Origin of the sequence: Nocardia sp. NPDC052316 (assembly GCF_044547795.1) — a bacterium.
Lineage (GTDB): Bacteria > Actinomycetota > Actinomycetes > Mycobacteriales > Mycobacteriaceae > Nocardia.
The window spans coordinates 535,210-556,831 of record NZ_JBIUBB010000007.1; the positions used below are offsets into that span (position 1 = coordinate 535,210).

A 21,622-nucleotide genomic window follows, 5' to 3' on the forward strand; every position below is an offset into this window, starting at 1 on the left:
GGCAGCGCGCCCCGCCGACCGAACTGGGACCGCCGCGTTCCCTGCCTCACGACGCGCACCGATCTCCGGCCACGCTCACTCCGACGGTTCCGGCCGACGAATCTCGTTCGCGACGGACCCACCGGCGATATCGGCCTCGATACCAAGGTCCTGCTCGTAGCTGCGCGGCGCGACAACATCGTCGGCGTCGGATGCGATCTCGTCGACGACGGTGATCGCCGCGGCTTCGGACGGCCCGGATTCCGGCGGCGGCTCCGGGGTCAGGTCGGGCTGCTCCTCTTCCAGGCGTTCGGCGAGCGGCCGGGCCTCGGCCTCCTCGCGCGGGGTCATGCCGTATTTGTCCACACCGGACCAGTGCTCCGGCGGGTCCATGCCCTCCTCGAACGGATCCACCCGGAGGCGGTCTTCGTCCAGGTCTTCGGCGCTGTTCAGGGCCGCAGGGTCGGTCTCCACCGCGTCAGGGCCGCCGGTGTCCTGCGGCGGGTCCCAGGTGTCCTTCGCGTCGGTCATCGCCTTCTCCTTCGCAGAGCAACGTCAGGGTCGGCCACGGGCGGGAGTCTGCTCAGCGACTCCGTGCCGCAGCGGGGTGGTCGGTTCGGCCGCCGTGCTCGGCTGCACCGCGGAGCCGCCGTGCCCGCCCGACACATCGGGGGCTCGGGTCGGGTCACCCGGCGCGGGTTCGGCGCCGTTCGCCAGCTCGGTCAACCGGGCCTGCAGCAGCTCGAGCACCGGCACGCGAGCACCGTGTGCGCGCTCGTGCTCGATCAACGCGCGCAGTCGGCTCTCATCGAGCGAGCGCGCGCGGTGCCGGATGTCGCCGAGCGCGAGTTGGTCGTAGTCCGGTAAGGGCAGTTCTTCGAACGTCATCGTTAACCTCCTCGCCGTCCGAGCTACCCGGTGCACCGGTCTCGAAACGTAGCCGCCCGCGGCCCAGCAAACGGCGCGGTGTCCGCCGACTTGCCAAGGCGGCGATTTCCCGGTGGCATGGACGGAGTTCGCGAACGACGAGGACCGCAAGGCGTGTCCGACCGATAAGATCGCCTACCGCACAGGAGAACTGACGTAATGACGAACCGCTGGGTAGGCGTGACCATCGACTGCGTCGACGTGCAACGGGTTGCGGACTTCTGGAGCGCACTGCTGGACCGCCCGCAAGGACCGTCCCAGCCCGGTTGGATCTACCTCGGCGAACTCGATGACCCGCAACCCCGCCTCGTCTTCCAGCCCGTGACCGAGCCGAAGCACGGCAAGGTGCGCCTACACCTCGACATCGCGGTGGACGACATCGATCAGGGCATCGCCCAGGTCATCGCCCTCGGCGGCCGCGACACCGGCGAACGGCACGATTACGACGAGGGTGTGGTCGTCGTTCTCGCCGATCCGGAAGGCCACGAGTTCTGCCTGGTCCAGTACTACTGACCAGCGGGCTCAGCTCGGCGGCGAGATCTCCCGGCCGACGCGAGCGAGCACGTCGAGCTGTGCGGCGTTGTACACCTCCAGCACGGCTTCGGCGGTGGTGCTCGCGGCGAAGCGGGTGCCACGCGGGGCGTCGTCGAACCAGGTCAGCACCCGCGGATGCGCGGCATACAACTTGCGCCCGCCCTGAACCATGCGTTGCACGACCTGCGCGCGCTGCTGCTCATCCGCGTCGGCGGGCAGGTTGTCGAACTCGGTCGAGAAGGCGCTGACCTCGGGATCTTCCAGCATGCGTGCCACCGCCTGGCGCCCCGCCGGACCGATCACCCGCGACAGCACGAACGCCAGCGAGCGGTCCGCGTCGGACAGATCCGCCCGCCGCACCGACGCGAATTCGGGCGGCAGGTCGGTCGACTCCTGGTGGTCCAGTATTCGGGCGACCTCGCCGCGGATCCGCTGTAACCGGTCGATGGTTTCGGCGAGTTCGGCGTCCAGCGTCCGCAGCGCCTCCTGCGGGTGCTCGTCGGTATTGTCCATCTCGGCGATCTGTGCCAGCGAGAAGCCGAGCCCCGAAAGGCGTTTGATCCGCAGCACCCGGACCAGATGCGCCACGCCGTAGCTCTTGTAGCCGTTGGCACGGCGTTCTGGCTCGTCGAGCAGTCCGACGTCGTGGTAATGCCGCACAGTCCGCAGGCTCGTGCCTGCGAGCTCGGCAAGTTCCCGGGTGCTCCACCCCACGACCGTCACTCCTTTCGTCGTCCCCCGCAAGTACACACTGTGCCGCTACGGCATAGTCAAGCATTGCTCTGGGTTAGCGGCCACCGGTCCGGCTGCTCGGTCCGCCCACCCAGGTACCGTGCCAGGAACCGGTCGATCGCCTGGAACAGTTCGATCGTGTTCTCCGGGTTCACGAAACCGTGCCCTTCGTCGTCCTTCACGATGTACTCGACCTCGCCCCCGCGCGCACGCAGTGCCCCGACGAGATTGTCGGATTCGGCCTGCACCACGCGAACGTCGTTGGCGCCCTGAGCAACCAGCAGCGGTGTGCGGATCTGCGCTACCCGGGTGATCGGTGACCGTGCCACCATGTCCGCCGCCTGCGCCGGAACCTCGGGATCCCCGACGAACAGGTACCAATTGTTGGCCATGAAGGGCCGGGAGAACGCAGGCATGGTGCGCAGGAAGTTCGCCAGGTTCGAGATACCGCAGTAGTCGACGGCGGCGGCGAAGACCTCCGGGGTGAAGGTGACACCGACCAACGCCGAGTAGCCGCCGTAGGAGCCGCCGAAGATGGCCACGCGCTCCGGATCGGCATACCCCCGCTCGACCGCCCACCGCACGCCGTCGATGAGATCGTCGTGCATCTTGCCCGCGAACTCGCCGATGGCCGCCTTGACGAACGCCTTGCCGTACCCGGTCGATCCGCGAAAGTTGATCTGCAGCACCGCATATCCCCGGTTGGCCAGCAACTGCGCCGCCGCGTCGAACCCCCAGCTGTCCCGCGTCCACGGGCCACCGTGCACCAAGAGCACCAACGGCAGTCCGACGGGCGGCACACCGACCGGGAGCGTGAGATACGAAGGGAGATCGAGGCCGTCGCGCGCCGGGATGGTGACCGGTGTCATCGGCGCGAGCGCTGCCGGATCCAGGTGGGGGTACGGTCGGAACAGCAGCCGACTCGCACCGGTCGCGTGGTCGTAGTAATAGGTGACACCGGGCTCGCGGTCGTGCTCGAAGCTGACGATCCACCGCTGCTCGCTGTCGTCGCAGGACAGTGCGGCGATGTCGCCGTCGGACAACTTCGTCATGTTCGCCAGCACCTCGGCGAAGTGCGGGTCGAGGGCGTGGATTACCTGTCGTTCGCCCAGATACCGTGCCCCGATGAGCTTTCCGGTCCGTCGGCTGAGGATGAGGGGCGCGGGGAAACCGGGACTAGCACCCGCGCGCGTGTCGAGATCGAAGCTGGGGTGACTGTCGATCTCGGTCTCCTGCCCGCTGGTCAGGTCGAGTCGAACCAGCCGGGTCCGATCGGTGCCCCGATTGGACCCCACCCAAGCCCCCGCGCCGTCCGGTGTGATCTCGATCGGCGACACACCGACCGGGTAGTCGGCACCGTCCCACACCGCGACTCGGCTCAATTTCCTTGCGGCACTGTCATATCGGGATAGTTCGACGGCGCCGTCGTCGGTCATCGACGTGGCGAACAGGTCACCGTGGTGACTCACCTTCCAGCCGGAGACGCGACCCGGGTTCTGTGCGAGCATCGTCAGTTCGCCGGTGGCGATGTCGAGTTCGTATACGTCGAACTCCTCGATTTTCCTGATGTTCAGCGTGACGATCGCGAGGCCGGGCCTGCCCCGCGGCAGTTCGAGACCGAACAGCCGCGCACCGGGGAACGGGGTGAGGTCGACCGCCGCGCCCGCCGGGTCCGACAGGTCGACGCGGTACAGATGCCAGTTCTCGTCGCCATTGTCGTCCTGGGTGTAGAGCAGCCACCGTGGATCGTCGGTCCATCGGTAGTCGTGAATGCTGCGGTTGCTGTCGGCCGTGACGCAGCGCGGTTCCTCGCCCGAGTCGAGGTCCTGCACCCACACATTCAGCCGGTTCTGCCAGGGAGCCAGGTAGGCGAGCCGAGTTCCGTCCGGCGAGATCGACGCCGCCGACCGAACGGGCGGGCTGAAAAGGTCTTCCACCGTGAGCAATTGCGGTAACGCCATAGCTGTCCTTCCACCTGGTTCGATGCCCGCAGGAACCGCATCCGCCGGCACCTGCGCGCCGCCATCGACACCAGTCGAAACCATGCCGTTACGGCATAGTCAAGTCCGGCGGAAGTTGTGATCTATCCGGTGGAATCAGCGGACACGGGCGAGCAGCGCCGGAATAATCGGTGAGGTGCCTGGTGGGGGCATGCTGGTCGAGAGGGGACCATGGTGTCGGACTCGCACAACTCGTTTGCAGTGGGCACGCTTGCCGGGGTGAATCCGCCATTGAGCGCCGCACGATCGGTGGTGCGGATGGCCAGGTTGGGCAAGCTGGATTCGGTTCTGGCGCCGGATCATTTGATCAGCATCTTTCCGCGCGCCCTCTGGGACACGGACTTCACCCCGCAGGCGAAGACGGTCCGCAGCCCCGACGAGCAGTTCGACTACGCTCCGCTGCTCGCCCATCTGGCCGCCGGTGCGGGCAAGGTGCAGTTGGGCGTCGGGGTGACGGATCCGCATCGCAGGCACCCGGTACTGCTGGCGCAGACGTTTCTCACCTTGGCGCACATGACGAAGGTTCCGCCCATCCTCGGCATCGGATCGGGCGAGCGGGAGAACCTCGATCCGTACGGGTTCAGCTGGAATCGCCCAGTTGATCGCCTGGAGGAGGCACTCCAGGTGCTCCGCGCGGCACTGACGTCGCCGGAACCCATCGAGTTCTCCGGTCGGCACTACACAATCGACAGCGCGCCAATGGATTTGACCGCTCCGGCCGACCGGATGCCGCAGATCTGGATCGGCGCGCACGGGCCACGAATGCTCGAACTGACCGGACGCTACGCCGACGGTTGGTACCCGTGGGAAGCCCTGTCACCGGACGAATACCAGCGTCGACTGAAGGTGGTGCACACCGCCGCCCGCGCCGCGGGTCGCGACCCCGAAACGATCGTGCCCGCCCAAATGATCTCCATGCTCACCGCGCGAACGCCGTCCGGCATCCGACGCCTGCTGCGTGCGCCCGCGGTCCGCTATCTCGGCTTGCTCGCACCGGACGCGGTGTGGGCACGACACGGTGCGAAACATCCACTCGGAGAAGGCTTCCGCGGTCTGATCGAGCTGATGCCACACCAGCTGACCAAGGCCGAGGTGCAGGCGGCGATCGCCGAGGTGCCCGACGAGGTGCTGCACGATTGGCTCGTGATCGGCACTCCCCGAGAGGTTTTGGCGCACATCCGGGCGTTGGCCGATGCGGGTTTGCGGCACGCCATCGTCTTTCCGACCGGCGCGCTCGTGTCCAACGCCGACGCGGCGTTCGGTTACGGTGTCGTGCTGTGGTTGGCGGCCAGACTACGACGCGGGTCTGCGTGATCGCGCACGGCCCACGCTCGCCGCACGCACGCACGCCCGAGTACGGTCCGATACCTGCCCGCTGCTGTCATGATGGCTCCATGATCGACCGCGGGAATCAACCGGAACCGGCCTCGGACACCACGTTCGACTACGACGCCGAGCTGCGCCGCTACCACCGGTGGCTGCGCGAAGCCCTCGACGTCGGCCCGAACGACCACGTGCTCGACATCGGTTGCGGCACAGGGCAGCTCACGCGTGACGCCGCCCAGCTCGCGCATCAGGGCAGTGCCCTCGGTGTCGACATCTCCCCGGTGATGCTCGGGCACGCCCGCAGGCTCACCGCCGCCGAAGAGCTGCCCAACGTGCGCTTCGAGCAGGCCGACGCGCAGGTCCATCCGTTCCCGCCCGAACACTTCACCCGCGCCGCCAGCCGCTTCGGCACGATGTTCTTCGCCGATCCGATCGCGGCGTTCACCAACATCGGCCGCGCATTGCGACCCGGATCGCGACTGGTACAGCTGGTGTGGCAGGACAGCGCCGAACAACAGTGGGTGGCCGCGATCCACCAGGCCCTCACCGGTAGTGCCACGCCCGCCGCCGGCACCGCCGCCTTCTCGATGGGCGATCCAGCGCGCGTGGACGGCATTCTCACCGCTGCCGGATTCACCGACATCACCATCACCGACTTACGCGAGCCGATCTATTACGGCGCCGACCCGGACGCCGGTGTCGACGCCGTCCGGGTACTGCACATGGCGACGGATCTCCTCAGCCGACTCGACGCCAAGGAAACCCAGCGCGCACTCGACCGATTGCGCGCGACGATGGCCGAGCACCACGCCGCCGACGGCGTGTGGTTCGACTCGCAGGCCTGGCTGGTCACAGCGCACCGTTAGCGCGAACCCCGATCAGCTGGGCTTGCGAACACCTTGCGCCGCTTGGGTTACGGGGAGGCCGGAGAGCGCCGCCGCTGTGGCGGCGATTTCGGAGGCAGGCTTGTCGACCATGGCATCCACTATCGCCAGCGGAGATAGGTAGGTCTTCTTGTTCATTCTGCCGAGAAAAGCCTGCCAGGTCGGGAGTTGGCGGAGATATACCTGGTCGTCGTGCAGGATGAAGGCGATCACCTGTCGGGTATCGCGCGCCGAGGCGCGCAGCGGGACCACTCTGATCTCGCTGAAGGATTCCCAGCCGACACTCAGTCCCACCCTGGGCGTGTGCACGCCGTCGGCATCGAGGACGGTCGCCGAGTCTTTCGGCAAAGCCCAGGCCAGCAGGTAGCCGGTGTAGGCGAGTACGGGGACGCTCACGACGGCGGCAGCGCCGATCAACCACGGATTCGTCCACAGCACTCCGACAAGGAGCAGCACGGCGACGATGAACAGGTAAGGGGCCGTTATGCGCACGGCGCCGAGGACGGTTATCCGGATCTCCAGTCTCTGGGAGGACCCGGGTATGACCGGGTTCCGAGCCACTCCCCGGCTGACGTTCAGCAGCCGGATCAGCGCGAGCTTGCGCCGGATCATGACGACCATGACTCCAACAGACAACACAATGACCACGAGCACGAACACCTCGGTCGGCAGCCCTGCCACCACCATGAGAGTTCCCAGCAGCAAGCCCAGGACCGAACCGCCCAGGAGAGCGATCAGGAACACTCGAACTTGCGAACGCTTCAGCACCTTCTCCGCATGCGCCACCGCGATTCGATCAATCTCGGGATCGGTGGCAGGCTCCCCACGCAGCAACGCCTTCCGCGTGGCCGAGTCCAGGTCGCGCCAAGTCTTCACATTCCCCTCCTTCACGAGGATCGAACCTTAGCCGACCGATATGACCGGTTCCTTCAGCACCCGGCTGTGCGGGTCGCCGCCGAAACCGGCCGAGCGCCCGTCACGGGCCGCTAAGCTGCTGATCGAGTTGTACTTCGCGTGGCGAGGCCATCAGCGTCCATCCCGGGTGGCCGCGCCCGTCGCAGGAGGTGACTGTCGTGCTCATTCGTCGAAGCGTGCTGGTAGCGGCTCTGTGCGCGATACCGGCGCTGAGTGCGCCGCAAGGTCTGGCGGCCCCGTCGAGCGACGGCGCGCCGGCCTGTGCGCAGGGCAGCGTGATGACCGGCCGGTTGATTCCGGGCAGCGGCAGTGCGCGACAGTCCATCCGCCGGGAGGCCGTGCTGCACCAGTGCGCCAGCCCGCTGCTGCCGGGCATCGACTCCGGCCGGTTCACCGCCACCATCCCGTGGAGCGCGCCCGGTGCGGTCAGCGCGGCGGAATTCGCCTGGTCCGATGGAAGCATCAGCAGGGCAACCGGTTACGGCAATGGTCTGTGGTTGATCACCGATGGTCCGGCCAGCGGCCACGGAATCCAGATCAACGTCGCCGACACCTGGAATGGCTGGTACCTCAGCTACGCCGATGTCGTCGTCACCTCCGCCGCGTTCGTGTCCTGAGCAGGTCGGCCGAGAGCGTCGTCCTCGGGCCTGACCGCTGAGTTCCGGCACCCGGATTCGGTGCCCGACCGAGCCCGGTTTGCTCACTCGACTCAACTATTGCTTACGCGAGCAAGAGCGGCTACGGTTTTGCTCATGCAAGCAAATAGTGGCTCGGCCAAGCAAGACGGCCGGACGTTCACCGAGGCGGCCCGGCGGGCGCAGATCGTGCAGGCCGCGATCGAGGTGATCGCCGAGCACGGCCTGCCGAAGACCTCGTTCGCCAAGATCGCCCAGCGGGCCGGGCTGAGCAGCACCGGCATGATCTCCTACCACTTTCGGGGCAAGGACGATCTGATCCGTGCGGTCACCGCCGAAATCGTGCGGGTGAACACGGAATTCGTCGTCGCCGAGCTCGAACCCGAGGCCGGATACCACGCCAGACTGCGTGCCTACTTCGCAGCCAACCTGGCCCTGCTCGACGAGTACCCCCATCATCAGCGGGCACTGGCCAGCATCGTCGCCAACGTCCGCCCCGACGACAACCAGACCTTCGGCTTGCTGGACCATGTCGCCGACATCGCGCGCGGCCAGGAGGAATGGATCCGAGAAGCGCAGCGGGCGGGGGCCTTTCGCGACTTCGACCCCGCGGTCATGGCGCTCGCCATTCGCGCCGCGCGCGATGCGGCGGTCGCCCGCGCGGCCGACGATCCCGACTTCGACGCCGCGGTCTGCGCCCGCGAGCTGGCCGAACTCTTCGAACGCGCCACCCGCGCATAACCGTGATCCGGAGCTGACATGAACTCACCACAGACGCTCACCGCCGGGCGCACACCGGAGCAGAAACGAGCCGCCGCCCGCCGCCATCTCTTCCGCCAGTTGATCGCGGAGTTGGCGCTCCCCCTCGGCGGCTACTACGCCCTGCGGGCCGCCGGGGTGAACCCGTGGCTGGCATTGATTGCGCCCGCTTTGCTCATCGGCGCATTCCTCGCCTACGGCGCGATACGGCAGCGCCGCCTCGACACGATCGCACTGTTCACCCTCACGCTCATCGTGGTCGGCACGGTGATGACAGTGATAACCGGCGACCCCCGCACGCTCATGGTGCGCGACAGCTGGGTCTTCGGCGTACTCGGGCTGTGGATACTGGGCACGCTGGCGACCCAACGCCCCTTCATGCGCACCGCGTCCCGCGCGATCGTCACAGCGAAGATCGGCGAGGAGGGCTACCGGGAGTGGGATGCGCGCTGGGACAACGACTCCCGGTTCCGTCACCACCTGCGGGTGTTGACGGCGGTGTGGGGCACGGTCTTCGCGCTGGACGCACTGGTGCGGGTGTTGCTCGCCTACACCCTGCCGATCGATGCGATTCCGCTGGTGAGCACGGTGCAATGGCTGGTCGTCCTGGCCGCCGTGCTGGTCTTCCACAACTACTACGTCACCAGGCACGGACTGAAGGCCTGAACCCGGCCGAAGAACGGTGGCTCACTTCGAGCCCGGCTTGCGCGAGCAAACAGGAAAAGAAGTGAACTTACCCTTTTCCACTTCTAACTTATAGCGGACCCCGGGGCTTGCGGCAAGGCCCCGTTTGTCCGGCATACTCCTCGGCCGAAGCTAGAACCTGCGGAAATGGAGTAACGAGTGACGGACATCGACGTAATCATCGTGGGCGCGGGCCCGAGCGGCCTGATGCTGGCCGGTGAGCTGCGCCTGGCCGGAGTCCGATCGCTGGTGCTGGAAAAGCAGCCGCAACCCCGTGACACCCCGAAGGCCAGCGGTATCGGCGGCCGGATCCTGGACCTGCTGCGCTACCGCGGCCTGCTGGATCGATTCGAGGCGGCCAGCAGCGATCCGCACCTGGCTCCCCGATTCCCGTTCGGCAACATCTATCTCGACTTCACCCAGATGGTGGAGCCGCCGATGCGGGCGTTGCCGATCCCGCAGCGGGAGATCGAGCGCCTGCTCGACGATCGCGCGGGCGAGCTCGGCGCCGAAATCCGCCGTGGGCACGAAGTGATCGGCGTGAGCCAGGACGACGCCACGGTGACCGCGCAGGTACGCGGTCCGGACGGGACATATGAGGTGACCGCGCGCTATCTCGTGGGTTGCGACGGAGGGCGCAGCCGGATCCGCGACATGGCGGGTATCTCCTTCCCCGGCACCACCTATCCGGAGGTCAACCGGCTGGGCCAGGTCACCGTGCCCGATTCGGTGACCGTGCTCGACAACGGCGACATCGAGGTCCCCGGGCTCGGCACGATCCACGCGGGCTTCACCCACACCGACAACGGCGCGTTCGCGTTCGCCGTCTCCGATGGGGTGCTGTTCATGCAGACCACCGAGGACGAGTCCGCCGACTATGACGACGACGAGCCGTTGACGCTGACCGAACTCGCCGACAGTGCTCGGCGCGTACTCGGCGGGGAGCTTCCGCTGGGCGAACCGATTCGGTTGTCGCGCTACACCTTCAAGGACCGGCAGGCCGAGCGGTACCGCACCGGGCGGATCATGCTGGCCGGCGACGCGGCGCACATGTTCCCGGCCACCGGCACGGCGCTCAATGTCGGCATGCTCGACACGGTCAACCTCGCTTGGAAACTGGGCGCCGACATCCACGGCTGGGCACCGACCGGCCTGCTGGACACCTATCACGACGAGCGCCACCTCGCCGGCGCGCGTGCCCTGGTCCAGACCCGCGCCCAGGTGGCCTTGCGCCGCGGCGACGACGCGCCGGCCCATGCGCTCCGGCAGGTCTTCCAGGAACTGCTCGCCGACGAGCCCGCACTCCAGCGGATGGGAAATCTGGTCGGCCACAACGACATCCGCTATCCGGTACCGGCCGAGGCACACACCCTCGCCGGTACCTTCGCGCCCGACCTCACTTTGCACACCGATCAGGGCGTCACCAGCGTCGCGGAGCTCATGCGCACCGCACGCCCGGTCCTGCTCGACCTCGCCGACCGGGCGGAGCTGCGCGAGATCGCCCGCGAGTGGGCGGACCGAATCGACATCCGCACGGCCAAGACCGACGACCGCCCCGCAGATGCCCTGCTGGTCCGTCCAGACGCCCACATCGCCTGGGCCGCAACGATCGACGAATCCGCCGACACCGCGGCGACGGCGTTGCGCGAAGCGCTCGCCGCCTGGTTCGGCACACCCTGAACGGTGCGGTACTCGTCCTGCGTCGCCTCGACGTGACCGGATCCGACAGAGCAGCACCGTGATCCGGCCGTCGCCAGTCCGCTGGCGACGGCCGGTCGCCGCTCAGGTCGTTCGACAACGCCGCGTTCATGCGCCGTGTACAAACAGTGATGGGTGTACCGAACAGACGAGGTGAATATGTGGAAGATCTGTCGGACCTGCGCGGTCGAGCACGAGGGTGCGGCGCAGCTGTGCCGGATCTGCGCCGACGAACGACAGTGGGTGCCCGCCGAGGGCCAGCAGTGGACCACCCTCGACGAGCTCGCCGCGGACGGCCACAAGGTGGCGCTGCAAGAGTTGGAGCCGGATCTGTTCGGCTTGACGACCGAGCCGGAGTTCGGCATCGGACAGGAGTCCCATCTGCTGCGGACGCCTGCGGGCAATCTGCTGTGGGACGTGACCGGTTATGTCGATGAGGATGCCGCGCGGCGGGTCCGTGAGCTCGGCGAGGTCGTCGCGATCGTGCCGAGCCACCCGCACCATTACGGGGTGCAGGTGGAGTGGAGCCGGGCGCTCGGCGGGGTGCCGGTGCTCGTCGCCGAACCCGACCTGGAGTGGATCGCGCGCCCGGACCCGGTGATCCGACCGTGGTCCGATCAGCTGGAGCCGCTGCCGGGTGTCACCCTGCGCCAGCTGGGCGGGCACTTCCCTGGTAGCGCGGTTCTGCACTGGGCGGCGGGAGCCGCGGGCAAGGGTGTGCTGTTCAGCGCGGACACCGTCCAGGCCAACCCGGACCGCAAGTCGGTCGCCTTCATGCGCAGCTATCCGAACCGGATCCCGCTGTCGGCCAACGTCGTCGCCCGCATCGCGCGTACCGTCGAAGAGTTCGAATTCGACCGTATCTACGACAATTTCGGCCGCACCATCGACGGGAACGCGCGCGCCGTCGTGCGCCGCTCCGCCGACCGCTACATCGGTTGGGTCAGTGGGGAATTCGACCACCTGACCTGAGACCCGAACTCCACCAACCCATCACCCGACGCAAGGGCCGGTCGGTCATGCCGCTGAGCGCGGACCGGCCGGCCTCGAGGGTCAGTTTCCGCTGCCGCGGTACCCGATCTCCTTGGTCAGCGCGATGACCTCGGTCAGCACTTGCGGCGGTTCGCCGCATTCCTCGGCGTCGACGCGCTTGCTCGTGCCGTCGCGGTAGGTCACCGTCACGGTGTAGGAGAACGCGTCGCGGCAGCCGTTCGGGCCGGTGTAGGCCTCCTGCAAGGTCCGGAACGGTAGCCCGGCGACCATGTCGAACAACTCACTGCGGCGCGGACTCTCGACCTTGTCGTCGACGGTGTAGAACTCGTTGACCCCGGCGAAGCCGCCGGTCTGGTTCACCTCGACGCTGGCCACTCCCGAAGAGCCTGTCCCCGGCTGTGTTTCACCGACTCCGCCGCAGGCCGCCGAGGCGAGAAACAGCACGCACATCACGGCGGCGGAGAGAAACAGCGGTTGCGCGAGACCACGGCGGGACCGAGAGACGCTCATAGCCGCACACTATCGCCACGGGTGCGTCGCGACAATGCCACTTCGTCCCCAGTCGACTCGGCATTGACCACTGGGGAATCCGCAAATACGCCACAAAGTGACTGATGGTTATCGATACTTACGATTCGACATACCGAAGCAGCGCGGCCGTGGTTGTCGCCGAGCCGCTCCGCCACGAGCCGCCTTCAAGATCAAAATTCGCTGAAATAGCCCTGCACATAGTGACTTTGACTGGGCTTAGTCAAAACAACAGCCGGCGAGCCGCCTTGTTTTCCAAAGCCGGGACAGCGCATCCCCGGCCTTGCTAAGTTAATAACAATTCTTCCACTGAAAGGCGCGACCCAGCGCTATCCGAGCGCCCCGCGCCGACCCGGTGGCGTCTGGACTCGGCGAGGAGTGGCGACATGGATGGACTCAGCAGACGCAACGCACTGAAGGCGGGCGGCGCATTGGGCGCGTTGGGCGCCTTGGCAATGGTGACGCCCGCCCGGGCCGAACCGTGGACCTGGTCACCCGACGGCTCGGTGGCGGGTAGCGGCACCGGAGCCGACCCGCTGACCGTATGGGATGCCGAGGCGGACCCCGTGGTCGCCGGGCTGCTCGACCGTGGCGAAGTAGCCGCGGTGAACGCGCTGTTACGCACGTGGACCAGAAACGGCCAGCCGTTGCCCGCCGGATTGCCCACGGAACTGCGAGATTTCATGGAGTACGCCCGGCAGCTACCGCAGTGGACCGACCACGGCAAGCTTGGCACCGCAGTCGAGTTCAACAAGAAGCGCGGTCTCTACCTCGGTGTGCTGTACGGCTTGGCCAGCGGCATGATGAGCACCGTCATTCCCAAAGAGGCGCGGGCGGTCTACTACTCCAAGGGCGGTCACGACCTCAAGGACCGCATCTCCAAGACCGCGAAGCTCGGCTACGACATCGGCACCGCGAATGCCTATGCCCCCGATGGCGAAATGATCGTCACCTGTGTCAAGACCCGGCTGGTGCACGCCGCCGTGCGCCACCTGCTGCCGCAGTCGCCGCACTGGGTGCACTCCGCCGAGGAGGACATTCCGATCAGCCAGAACGACATCATGGTCACCTGGCACAGCCTGCCGACCACCGTGATGAAACACCTGACCGCATGGCGAGTGCCCATCCCGGCGCACGAGTCCGCCGCGTTCCTGCACTCCTGGCAGGTGTGCGCGCACATGCTCGGCGTCCGGGACGAGTACATCCCGAACTCGTGGGCCGAGGCGAATTCCCAAGCCGCACAGGTGCTCGACCCGATCCTGATGCCGACCCCCGAGGGCACCGCGCTGGCCGACCGGCTGCTGCGGCTCGGCGTGAACCTCGACCTCGCCATCCTCAGCAAGCCGGTGCTCGGCGCGTTCACCCGCTTCCTGCTCGGCGACAAGATCGCCGACGGTCTGGCCATCCCGCGAGAACCGGTCTGGGACCCGCTGCTCCGAGTGAGCTGGGGTCCCTTCATCGCGGTCCGCGAGGGCCTGCTGCCCGTCGTCCCGCTGGCCCCGGACGCCTACTGGCTGTTCGACGAATTCCTCCGCCAGGCCGCGCTGATCTACCTGGCCGAACTGCGCATGCCGATCAGTATCGAACTCCCCCAGATGAATCGGGACATGAGCCGACCACCACGCTGACCTTTCGTCAGGCGTTGCGCCGGACGACCAAGCCGGATTCATAAGCGAGAACGACGAGTTGGGCCCGGTCCCGGACATCGAGCTTGGTCATCGCCCGATTGATGTGGGTCTTCGCGGTGAGCGGGCTGATCACCATCCGATCCGCGATCTCGTCGTTCGAAAGGCCCTGCGCCACCAGGGCAACCGCTTCCCGTTCACGGTTGGTCAGCTCTTTCAGCGCCGCGCTGACGCCAGGGTCGAGCGGCTGGCTGACGTACCGGTCGATCAACCGACGAGTGATCGACGGTGCGAGCAGGGCGTCACCGCGCGCGGCGACCCGGATGGCGTGCAGGAAGTCTTCCGGCTCGATGTCCTTGACGAGGAATCCGGCCGCGCCGGCCCGCAGCGCGTCGAAAACGTATTCGTCCAGGCCATAGTTGGTCAGGATGACGACATGCACGCCGGCCAGGGCCGGGTCCGCCGCGATGCGCCTGGTCGCCTCGATGCCGTCGACCACCGGCATCTGGATGTCGATGAGCGCGATGTCGGGCAGGTGCTCGCGGACCAGCGCGAGGCCCTGGCTCCCGTCGGCGGCCTCGGCCACCACCTCGATGTCGTCCTCGAGCTCGAGCAGTGCGCGAAAGCCGCTGCGAATCAGCGGCTGGTCATCGATCAGCAGGACACGAATCATGCGGTCCGGTCCACGGGTAGTTCGGCGTGCACGGAGAAGCCGCCTTCGCTGCGTGGTGCCGCGTGCAGGTGCCCCCCGAGCGCGGTGACTCGTTCGCGCATCCCCAGCAGCCCGACCCCGGGCGCCGACGCGGCGTTCATGGTGGCTGTGCCGTCGTCGTCGACCCGGATGACCAGTGCGTCGGGGCGGTAGTCGATCCGGACCGACGCCGTCGCGGCGGCGGCGTGCCTGGTGACGTTGGTGAGCGACTCCTGGACGATCCGGTAGCCGGTCCGGTCCACCGCGGCAGGCACGTCCTGGCGGCGGCCTTCGATCGTCAAGCTCGCGGCCAAACCGGTCGTCCGAGCCCGTGCCACGAGTTCGGGGATGTCCGCGAGTCCCGGTGGCGGGGTGGTGCTGTCGTCGCGCAGCGCCTCCAGGGTCGCGCGCAGTTCCCTGGCCGCCTCGCGACCGGCCTGCCGGATCGCGAGCAACGCTTCGGGCACCTCCTCCCCGCGTTTGCGCGCCACGTGGACGGCGGCCTCGGATTGCACCTTGATCACCGAGATCTGGTGGGTGAGCGAATCATGCAGTTCCCGTGCGATGTGCAGCCGTTCTTCGTCGGCGCGACGCCGCGCGGTCGCCTCCCGGGTGCGCTCGGCTTCGTCGGCTCGCCGCTCGGCCTGGCGCAGGGCTTCCCCCGCCGCACCGGCCGCGATCAACCAGGCGATCTCGAGCGCGTCCCTGGCTTGCGCGAAGGCGGCGGCGGTGTCGTGCAGCGAGACCAGGATCGCGAGCGGTAACGCGGCGAGCAAGGCGACCGAGGCCGCCAGCGTGAGCCAGCGATGGCCCGCGCGCACGGCGGCGTACACGGCGAACAGGAACGCCACCGCTGGCACGTCGAAGCCGACGGCTTGATAGCCCAGCGCGCACAATCCGGTCACGGCCAATACCGCGCGCGCAGCGGTGCGACGGGCGGCCAGCGCCAACCCGCTCACAATCAGCAACGCGTAGCCGATCGGGTCGAGATCGGAGGCGATGTGCTGTTTGGACAACCCGGTGGCCAGCAGGGCCGCCGCCACGCCGGCAGCGATCGCCCAGTCCGCGATCCGTTCCCTGCTCATGTGTGCACCCTAGCCGCAGATCCGCGCGCACGACTCCCGCGCGCGGATGATCATCGGGCTACCGCGCACGCAGTAGTTCCGTGGCTCGCTACGGCGTCGGCGGTAGTCGGTTACGGCATCGACGGCAGCGCGAATTGCCCACGCCTGCACGATGTTCGGCCGTGGTGCGAGCGGACATGATCGAGCGACATCATTTCCGCGAAGGAGCACCTCATGTCCATCCGTCACCTGTTCATCACCGCGATCCTCGCCGCTTCGACGCTCGCCGTCCCCGCGGTCGCGCACGCCTCGGCCCAGCCGATGGCCGCGAGTGTCACCACCATGAGCTCCGGGCGAGTCGGTGCCATCGTGGCCGCGCTGGTCGGACTGACGGGCGTGATCATCGGCGGGCTCGCCCTCACCGGTCGCCTCCGCGCGGGCAGCGCCGCCGTGGTCGCCCTACTGGCGGGGCTGATCGCCATGGCCATCGGCGGGCTGGTCGTGGCCACCGCCGACGGCGGGCTCGGCACCGGCAACGGGCTTGGCGGCGCCTTCGTCGGCCTGCTGGTCGGGCTGGCCAGCTCGGTCGTGGGCGGGCTCGGCCTGCTCCGCTCCCGCCGCGCCGTCTGATTCGCTGCTGCCGGGTCCGGTCTTCGAGCGGCGGAGAACTTTCCTGCGGACGGCGAAGATCGCGGCGCCGACGGCAACAACCGCCGCACCGGTCAGCACCGACGCCTTCGGCAACGTGCAGGCCAGGATCAGGCAGCCGAGCACGCCGACCGCGGGAACAACCCGCCACGGCCGGCCCTCGGCGGGGGTCAGCGTCCATGCGGCCGCGTTGGCGACGGCGTAGTAGAGCAGGACGCCGAACGACGAGAAACCGATCGCGGCACGGACATCGACGGTCGCGGCGGCGACGGCCACCACCGCACCGACGGCGATCTCCGCACGGTGCGGCACCGCGAACCGGGGATGCACCGCCGCCAGCGCGTGCGGCAGGTGCCGGTCGCGGGCCATTGCCAGCGTGGTGCGCGAGACGCCGAGAATCAACGCCAGCAGCGCACCCAGTGCGGCGACGACCGCGCCGACCCGCACCACCGGCGCCAACCAGCCTGCCCCGGCGGACCGCACCACATCCGACAGCGGTGCGCTCGACTCGGACAAGCCTTGCGGCCCAAGGATTGTCAGGGCCGCGATCAGGACCAGCGCGTACACGAGCAACGTGATGCCGAGGGCTAGCGGGATCGCGCGCGGGATGGTGCGAGCCGGGTCGCGGACCTCCTCGCCGAGGGTGGCGATGCGCGCGTAACCGGCGAAGGCGAAGAACAACAGTCCCGCCGCCTGTAATACCCCGAAAACGGTTATGTCGGAACCGAATTCCAGCCGCGTCGCGTCGGCTGTCTCGGCGGTGCATGCCGCGACGACCACCGCCGCGAGCACGGCGAGCACCACCGCGACGATCAACCTGGTCAGCAGCGCGGATTTCTGCACGCCGCGATAGTTCACCACCGTCAACGCGACCACCGCCGCCGCGGCGACCGCATGCGCGTGCTCCGGCCAGGCATACACGCCCGCGGTCAACGCCATCGCCGCGCAGGACGCGGTCTTGCCGACGACGAAACACCACCCCGCCAGATAACCCCAGAACTCGCCGAGCTGTTCGCGCCCATACACATACGTGCCGCCCGAAGCCGGATACCGGGCCGCCAATCTCGCCGACGACGTCGCATTGCAGTACGCCACCAGCGCCGCGATCGCCAACCCGAGCAACACCGCCGACCCGGCCGCCCGCGCCGCCGGAGCCAGCGCGGCGAAGATCCCGGCCCCGATCATCGCGCCGAGCCCGATCACCACAGCATCGGCCACCCCCAGACTCCGCCGCAGCTCATCCGGGGTATCCGTCAGTGTCGCCTTGGGCCCCATGGTGCCCATTCGATCAGACTCCGCCCGTGGTCACCACCGCGAGCGCCGTCACCACGGATTGTTCGGCCCGCTCCGGCGGACGACCGGTGCCGTGTACTAGATGATGGACCGTGGACCTGGATCAGATCACGGAGCAATTATCATTACCTCCCCCAAGAACTGTGGGCTTGTAATAGATATGCGAACTCTTATAAGGGGCGTAGTTCGAAATCGGCAGTGGCGGAACAGATTACCCCCGAATGGGGGTCTGTGACACAGGTCACAGATCGATCTGCTGTCGCAAATTCATGGGATCGATTCTAATGATTCCAGCCGGAACTAGGGGAAAGCTACATGCTCATAGGGGGTCATGATATGTCCACCATTTCCGCTTTGCGCATTCACGCGCTTTCACGATTACGGCCGTCCGAACCGTAACCCGGCGGGCTGGCTCGCGTTACCAGCGACGATGCCGACCCCACCCAGCGCTGACGTCGTCCTCGAGCAGTCGAGGCCGCCCGTCGCGCATTTCCAGGAAAGCCGCGATCATCATCCGCGATCACACTTTCCGCAAATATCCAGCACCGGGTGGATTACCGAATTCAAGACCCGGTGAGATCTCTCTGTACGAAAGTCTCGGGTAACCCCCGCGACCGTGAGGCTGATTGTGGACGAATACACTCTGGCATGCCCGTCGGTCATCGGCGAACGATTTACGCTGCTGGCAAAACAGCACCCTCATCGGGTGGCTGTGCTCGGCGACGGTGGACAACTCACCTATGCCGAACTCGACCGTAGATCCGACGGTCTGGCCCGGTATCTGCAGGACTGCGGCGTACGCCCGGGCGACATCGTGGCAGTGCATGCCCGCCGCCGGACCACCACCATGGTCGGCCTGCTCGCCATCCTGAAAACCGGCGCCGGATACCTCGCGCTCGACGAACGCGCGCCGAGGCAGCGCCACGAGCTCGTACTGCGCCGATCGGCCGTGCGAATCGTCTTGGTACACGAGGATTCAGCACCGCGGCTGCCCGCGAACTGTCGCGCGGTGTCGCTGGACACGGACCGCGCCGGTCAGGCGCCCAGACCGGCCACCATCACCGATCTACATCCGGCCTATCTGGCCTACACCTCGGGCTCCACCGGCACGCCCAAGGGCGTGTGCGTGCCGCATCGTGCGGTATCGCGGCTGGTGGTCGACACCGACTTCCTGTCCATCACACCGGATGACGTCTTTCTGCAGTTCGCGCCGATCGCCTTCGACGCCTCGACCCTGGAAATCTGGGGAGCGCTGCTCAATGGCGCGCAACTGGTCCTCGCACCCGACACCGAACTCTCGCTCAGCGAGCTGACCAAACTCGTCGGTCACCATCGGGTGACCGTGCTCTGGTTGACCGCAGGGCTGTTCCAGCAGGTCACCGAGGGTGGCCTGGACGAACTGCGCAGCCTGCGCTATCTGCTCGCCGGCGGCGACGTGCTGTCCCCCGCCCATGTCCACCGGGCGGTGACCACACTCGCCGACACCACGGTGATCAACGGCTACGGGCCAACGGAGAACACGACTTTCACGTGCTGCCACGCCGTCACGGGCGCACCGACCGGGCCGGTGCCGATCGGCCGGCCGATCCGCGGCACCGGCGTGCGCGTACTCGACGCCCGGCTCGCTGCGGTGCCGGACGCCGCTACCGGTGAGCTGTACACGACGGGAAACGGTCTGGCACACGGCTATTGGGGCGAGCCAGGGCTGACCGCCGCGACCTTCGTCGCCGATCCGGCCGCCCGCACACCGGGCGAACGTATGTATCGCACAGGCGATCTCGTACGGAGGCAACCGAGTGGGGCCTTGGAATACCTGGGCCGGATCGACCACCAGGTGAAGATACGCGGGTTCCGCATCGAGATCGGTGAGGTAGAAGCCGCGATCGCGGCCCTGCCCGGCGTCGCGACCCTGGCGGTCGTCCCGCAAGACCAGCGCGGCGGCGGAAAACGCTTGGCCGCCTGGCTCGTCGGCCGACCCGACGCCGAACTGTCCACCCTCGACGTCCGCCGCGCACTCGCCGAGACGCTGCCCTCGTACGCGGTACCCACGCTGATCCGGATCGTCGACGCCCTGCCGCTGACCGCCAACGGCAAGATCGATCGGCGGGCACTCGCCGCCGCCGAGCCGACCGAGCGCCCCCGACTGACCAGCGCCTATCGCGAGCCGTCCACCGCGCTGGAGACGGCCGTAACCACCTTGTGGACCGACTATTTCGGCATCACGGGCATCGGCGCCGACGACGACTTCTTCGAGCTCGGCGGGCATTCGCTGCTCGGCGTGCGGATCACCGCCGACCTCGAGCGCGAGTACGACGTGACCGTCTCGCCGGTCACCTTCTACCTGGACCCCACCCCGGCCGGGCTGGCCGCCGCCGTCGAGCAGGGACGGCGGAGCGCGTGAAGATCAGCTCCGACATCCGCGCGACCACCGATCTGGACCGGATCGATCTCTTCGACCCACACTTCTTCGCCACCGGCGACCCGCATCCGGTCTGGGCGGCCATGCGCGCCGACGCCCCGTTGCACCGCCAGATACTGCCCGACGGACGGTCTTTCCGCTCGGTCACCCGGCATGCGGATGCCTGCCGGGTGCTCGGCGACCATCGAGCCTTCACCTCCGAACGCGGCAGCGTGCTCACCCAGCTCGGGCACGGCGACATCTCGGCGGGCAAGATGCTCGTATCCACCGATCCCCCAAGGCATTCCGAGCTGCGCCGCCCGATCCAGCCACAGCTCTCGGTGCGCACGGTTGCCGCGTGGCAGGACGCCATTCGCGCTGCGGTACAACGGTTTCTGGCACCGGCACGCGACGGCGGCAGCTGGGATATCGCACAGCAGGCTTATGAGCTGCCGATGACGGTGGCCGGTGCGCTGCTGGGCATTCCGGAGGCCGACTGGGACGATCTGGTGCGGTGGACGGCCATGGCCGCCGCACCCGAGGATTCCGAGTTCCGAGTCCGCAGCGGGTCGGCCACGCTGGCCATCGCCCATCATCAGCTGTTCGACTATTTCGGCGCGCTGGTCAAACGCCACCGCGGCGACCAGCCGCGCGCCGACCTCATCGGGCATCTGATGAGCATGCAGGCCGGCGGCGCGCCGCTCGCCGACGACGAGGTCGTCTACAACTGCTACAGCCTGCTGCTCGGCGCCAACGCCACCACCCCGCACACCGTCAGCGGCACCGTGCTCGCGCTCGCCGAACACGAAGATCAGTGGCACGCTGTGCGTTCCGACCCAACACTGGTTCCCCGTCTGGTCGAGGAGGGGCTGCGCTGGACCTCACCCGCCAACAGCTTCCTGCGGTATGCGAGCGCCGACATCGAGCTGAGCGGCGGCCTTGTCGAGGCGGGTGAGGCGGTCGCGGTCTGGATCGGCTCGGCCAACCGGGACGAGTCGGTCTTCGCCGAGCCGTACCGGTTCGACATCACCCGCACGGACAATCGGCACATCGCGTTCGGCCACGGACCGCATTATTGTCTCGGCGCACCGTTGGCCCGGTTGACCTTCCGGGTGCTGTTCGAAGAAATGGCGGGACGGTTCACCACTATCGAGCCGATGGCGCCACCGCAACACCTGGCGTCGGTTTTCATCGCCGGTATGACGCATTTCCTGATCCGGACCAGATGAACCGGTCCGGCCGAACACCCAGTGTCACAACGAAAACCAGCGCCACAACGAAGCCCGTGCCACCACGAAGGGATGTAACT

The 21,622-nt window shown here is 67.6% G+C and carries 20 protein-coding genes and 1 pseudogene; 12 read left to right on the top strand and 9 right to left on the bottom strand.

Annotated features, from left to right (window positions below; all coding sequences use genetic code 11):
* Positions 1-75: 75 nt before the first annotated feature.
* Both ACIHA7_RS33910 and ACIHA7_RS33915 read right to left on the bottom strand, forming a co-directional pair.
* Positions 76-510, bottom strand: coding sequence for a hypothetical protein (locus ACIHA7_RS33910; protein WP_397295316.1), 435 nt, complete (start codon positions 508-510; stop codon positions 76-78).
* A gap of 24 nt (positions 511-534) precedes the next feature.
* Positions 535-867 carry a hypothetical protein gene (locus tag ACIHA7_RS33915; RefSeq protein WP_397295319.1) on the bottom strand — a complete coding sequence of 111 codons (333 nt, stop codon included), beginning with the start codon at positions 865-867 and terminating at the stop codon, positions 535-537.
* A 198-nt stretch (positions 868-1,065) separates the two neighbouring features.
* Between ACIHA7_RS33915 and ACIHA7_RS33920 the strand changes: the two genes are divergently transcribed.
* Positions 1,066-1,419 (top strand): VOC family protein, encoded by a 354-nt coding sequence (locus ACIHA7_RS33920; RefSeq protein WP_397295320.1) that lies wholly within the window; start codon positions 1,066-1,068, stop codon positions 1,417-1,419.
* Between the two features lie 9 nt (positions 1,420-1,428).
* Here the strand turns inward: ACIHA7_RS33920 and ACIHA7_RS33925 are convergent, their stop codons facing one another.
* Complete coding sequence (locus ACIHA7_RS33925) at positions 1,429-2,154, bottom strand: MerR family transcriptional regulator (RefSeq protein WP_397295321.1); 726 nt, start codon at positions 2,152-2,154, stop codon at positions 1,429-1,431.
* Between the two features lie 56 nt (positions 2,155-2,210).
* The gene (locus ACIHA7_RS33930) at positions 2,211-4,133 is read right to left on the bottom strand and encodes an alpha/beta fold hydrolase (RefSeq protein ID WP_397295323.1); all 1,923 of its coding nucleotides are present in this window, start codon (positions 4,131-4,133) and stop codon (positions 2,211-2,213) included.
* A gap of 258 nt (positions 4,134-4,391) precedes the next feature.
* On the opposite strand from ACIHA7_RS33930, the gene ACIHA7_RS33935 reads away from it, so the two are divergent.
* The gene (locus tag ACIHA7_RS33935; protein ID WP_397295325.1) at positions 4,392-5,486 is read left to right on the top strand and encodes an LLM class flavin-dependent oxidoreductase; all 1,095 of its coding nucleotides are present in this window, start codon (positions 4,392-4,394) and stop codon (positions 5,484-5,486) included.
* 80 nt (positions 5,487-5,566) lie between these two features.
* On the top strand, positions 5,567-6,364 hold the full coding sequence (locus ACIHA7_RS33940; protein ID WP_397295327.1) for a class I SAM-dependent methyltransferase: 798 nt from the start codon (positions 5,567-5,569) through the stop codon (positions 6,362-6,364).
* Positions 6,365-6,376: 12 nt separating this feature from the next.
* Here ACIHA7_RS33940 and ACIHA7_RS33945 read toward each other — a convergent pair whose 3' ends face one another.
* Positions 6,377-7,258: a hypothetical protein gene (locus ACIHA7_RS33945; RefSeq protein WP_397295328.1), complete on the bottom strand. Its 882-nt coding sequence runs from the start codon at positions 7,256-7,258 to the stop codon at positions 6,377-6,379.
* 197 nt (positions 7,259-7,455) lie between these two features.
* On the opposite strand from ACIHA7_RS33945, the gene ACIHA7_RS33950 reads away from it, so the two are divergent.
* The 5 genes from ACIHA7_RS33950 (at position 7,456) to ACIHA7_RS33970 (ending at position 12,045) form a co-directional block, all read left to right on the top strand.
* Entirely contained in the window at positions 7,456-7,914 is a 459-nt protein-coding gene (locus ACIHA7_RS33950; protein WP_397295330.1) for a hypothetical protein, read from the top strand.
* 135 nt (positions 7,915-8,049) lie between these two features.
* Positions 8,050-8,673, top strand: a complete 624-nt coding sequence (locus tag ACIHA7_RS33955) for a TetR family transcriptional regulator (RefSeq protein WP_397295332.1) — start codon at positions 8,050-8,052, stop codon at positions 8,671-8,673.
* An 18-nt stretch (positions 8,674-8,691) separates the two neighbouring features.
* A complete protein-coding gene (locus ACIHA7_RS33960; RefSeq protein ID WP_397295334.1) occupies positions 8,692-9,357 on the top strand; it encodes a VC0807 family protein in 666 nt (221 codons plus the stop codon).
* A 177-nt stretch (positions 9,358-9,534) separates the two neighbouring features.
* Positions 9,535-11,055, top strand: a complete 1,521-nt coding sequence (locus ACIHA7_RS33965) for an FAD-dependent monooxygenase (protein WP_397295336.1) — start codon at positions 9,535-9,537, stop codon at positions 11,053-11,055.
* A gap of 177 nt (positions 11,056-11,232) precedes the next feature.
* Positions 11,233-12,045, top strand: coding sequence for an MBL fold metallo-hydrolase (locus ACIHA7_RS33970; protein ID WP_397295338.1), 813 nt, complete (start codon positions 11,233-11,235; stop codon positions 12,043-12,045).
* Between the two features lie 81 nt (positions 12,046-12,126).
* Here ACIHA7_RS33970 and ACIHA7_RS33975 read toward each other — a convergent pair whose 3' ends face one another.
* A complete protein-coding gene (locus ACIHA7_RS33975) occupies positions 12,127-12,576 on the bottom strand; it encodes a protealysin inhibitor emfourin (RefSeq protein ID WP_397295339.1) in 450 nt (149 codons plus the stop codon).
* 404 nt (positions 12,577-12,980) lie between these two features.
* Here ACIHA7_RS33975 and ACIHA7_RS33980 point away from each other — a divergent pair, with 404 nt between their 5' ends.
* Positions 12,981-14,222: an oxygenase MpaB family protein gene (locus tag ACIHA7_RS33980; protein WP_397295341.1), complete on the top strand. Its 1,242-nt coding sequence runs from the start codon at positions 12,981-12,983 to the stop codon at positions 14,220-14,222.
* A 7-nt stretch (positions 14,223-14,229) separates the two neighbouring features.
* Here the strand turns inward: ACIHA7_RS33980 and ACIHA7_RS33985 are convergent, their stop codons facing one another.
* Both ACIHA7_RS33985 and ACIHA7_RS33990 read right to left on the bottom strand, forming a co-directional pair.
* Positions 14,230-14,892: a response regulator gene (locus ACIHA7_RS33985; protein WP_397295343.1), complete on the bottom strand. Its 663-nt coding sequence runs from the start codon at positions 14,890-14,892 to the stop codon at positions 14,230-14,232.
* Positions 14,889-15,995 (bottom strand): sensor histidine kinase, encoded by a 1,107-nt coding sequence (locus ACIHA7_RS33990; RefSeq protein WP_397295344.1) that lies wholly within the window; start codon positions 15,993-15,995, stop codon positions 14,889-14,891. The genes ACIHA7_RS33985 and ACIHA7_RS33990 overlap by 4 nt, the downstream gene beginning before the upstream one ends.
* 213 nt (positions 15,996-16,208) lie before the next feature.
* Here ACIHA7_RS33990 and ACIHA7_RS33995 point away from each other — a divergent pair, with 213 nt between their 5' ends.
* A complete protein-coding gene (locus ACIHA7_RS33995; protein WP_397295346.1) occupies positions 16,209-16,604 on the top strand; it encodes a DUF6223 family protein in 396 nt (131 codons plus the stop codon).
* Here ACIHA7_RS33995 and ACIHA7_RS34000 read toward each other — a convergent pair.
* Positions 16,584-17,897: pseudogene (locus ACIHA7_RS34000) on the bottom strand (APC family permease); the annotation flags it as partial. The gene ACIHA7_RS33995 and the pseudogene ACIHA7_RS34000 overlap by 21 nt on opposite strands.
* A gap of 646 nt (positions 17,898-18,543) precedes the next feature.
* Here ACIHA7_RS34000 and ACIHA7_RS34005 point away from each other — a divergent pair.
* The gene (locus ACIHA7_RS34005) at positions 18,544-20,316 is read left to right on the top strand and encodes an amino acid adenylation domain-containing protein (protein ID WP_397295348.1); all 1,773 of its coding nucleotides are present in this window, start codon (positions 18,544-18,546) and stop codon (positions 20,314-20,316) included.
* A complete protein-coding gene (locus ACIHA7_RS34010) occupies positions 20,313-21,542 on the top strand; it encodes a cytochrome P450 (RefSeq protein WP_397295350.1) in 1,230 nt (409 codons plus the stop codon). Before ACIHA7_RS34005 ends, ACIHA7_RS34010 begins: the two co-directional genes overlap by 4 nt.
* Positions 21,543-21,622 lie beyond the last annotated feature (80 nt).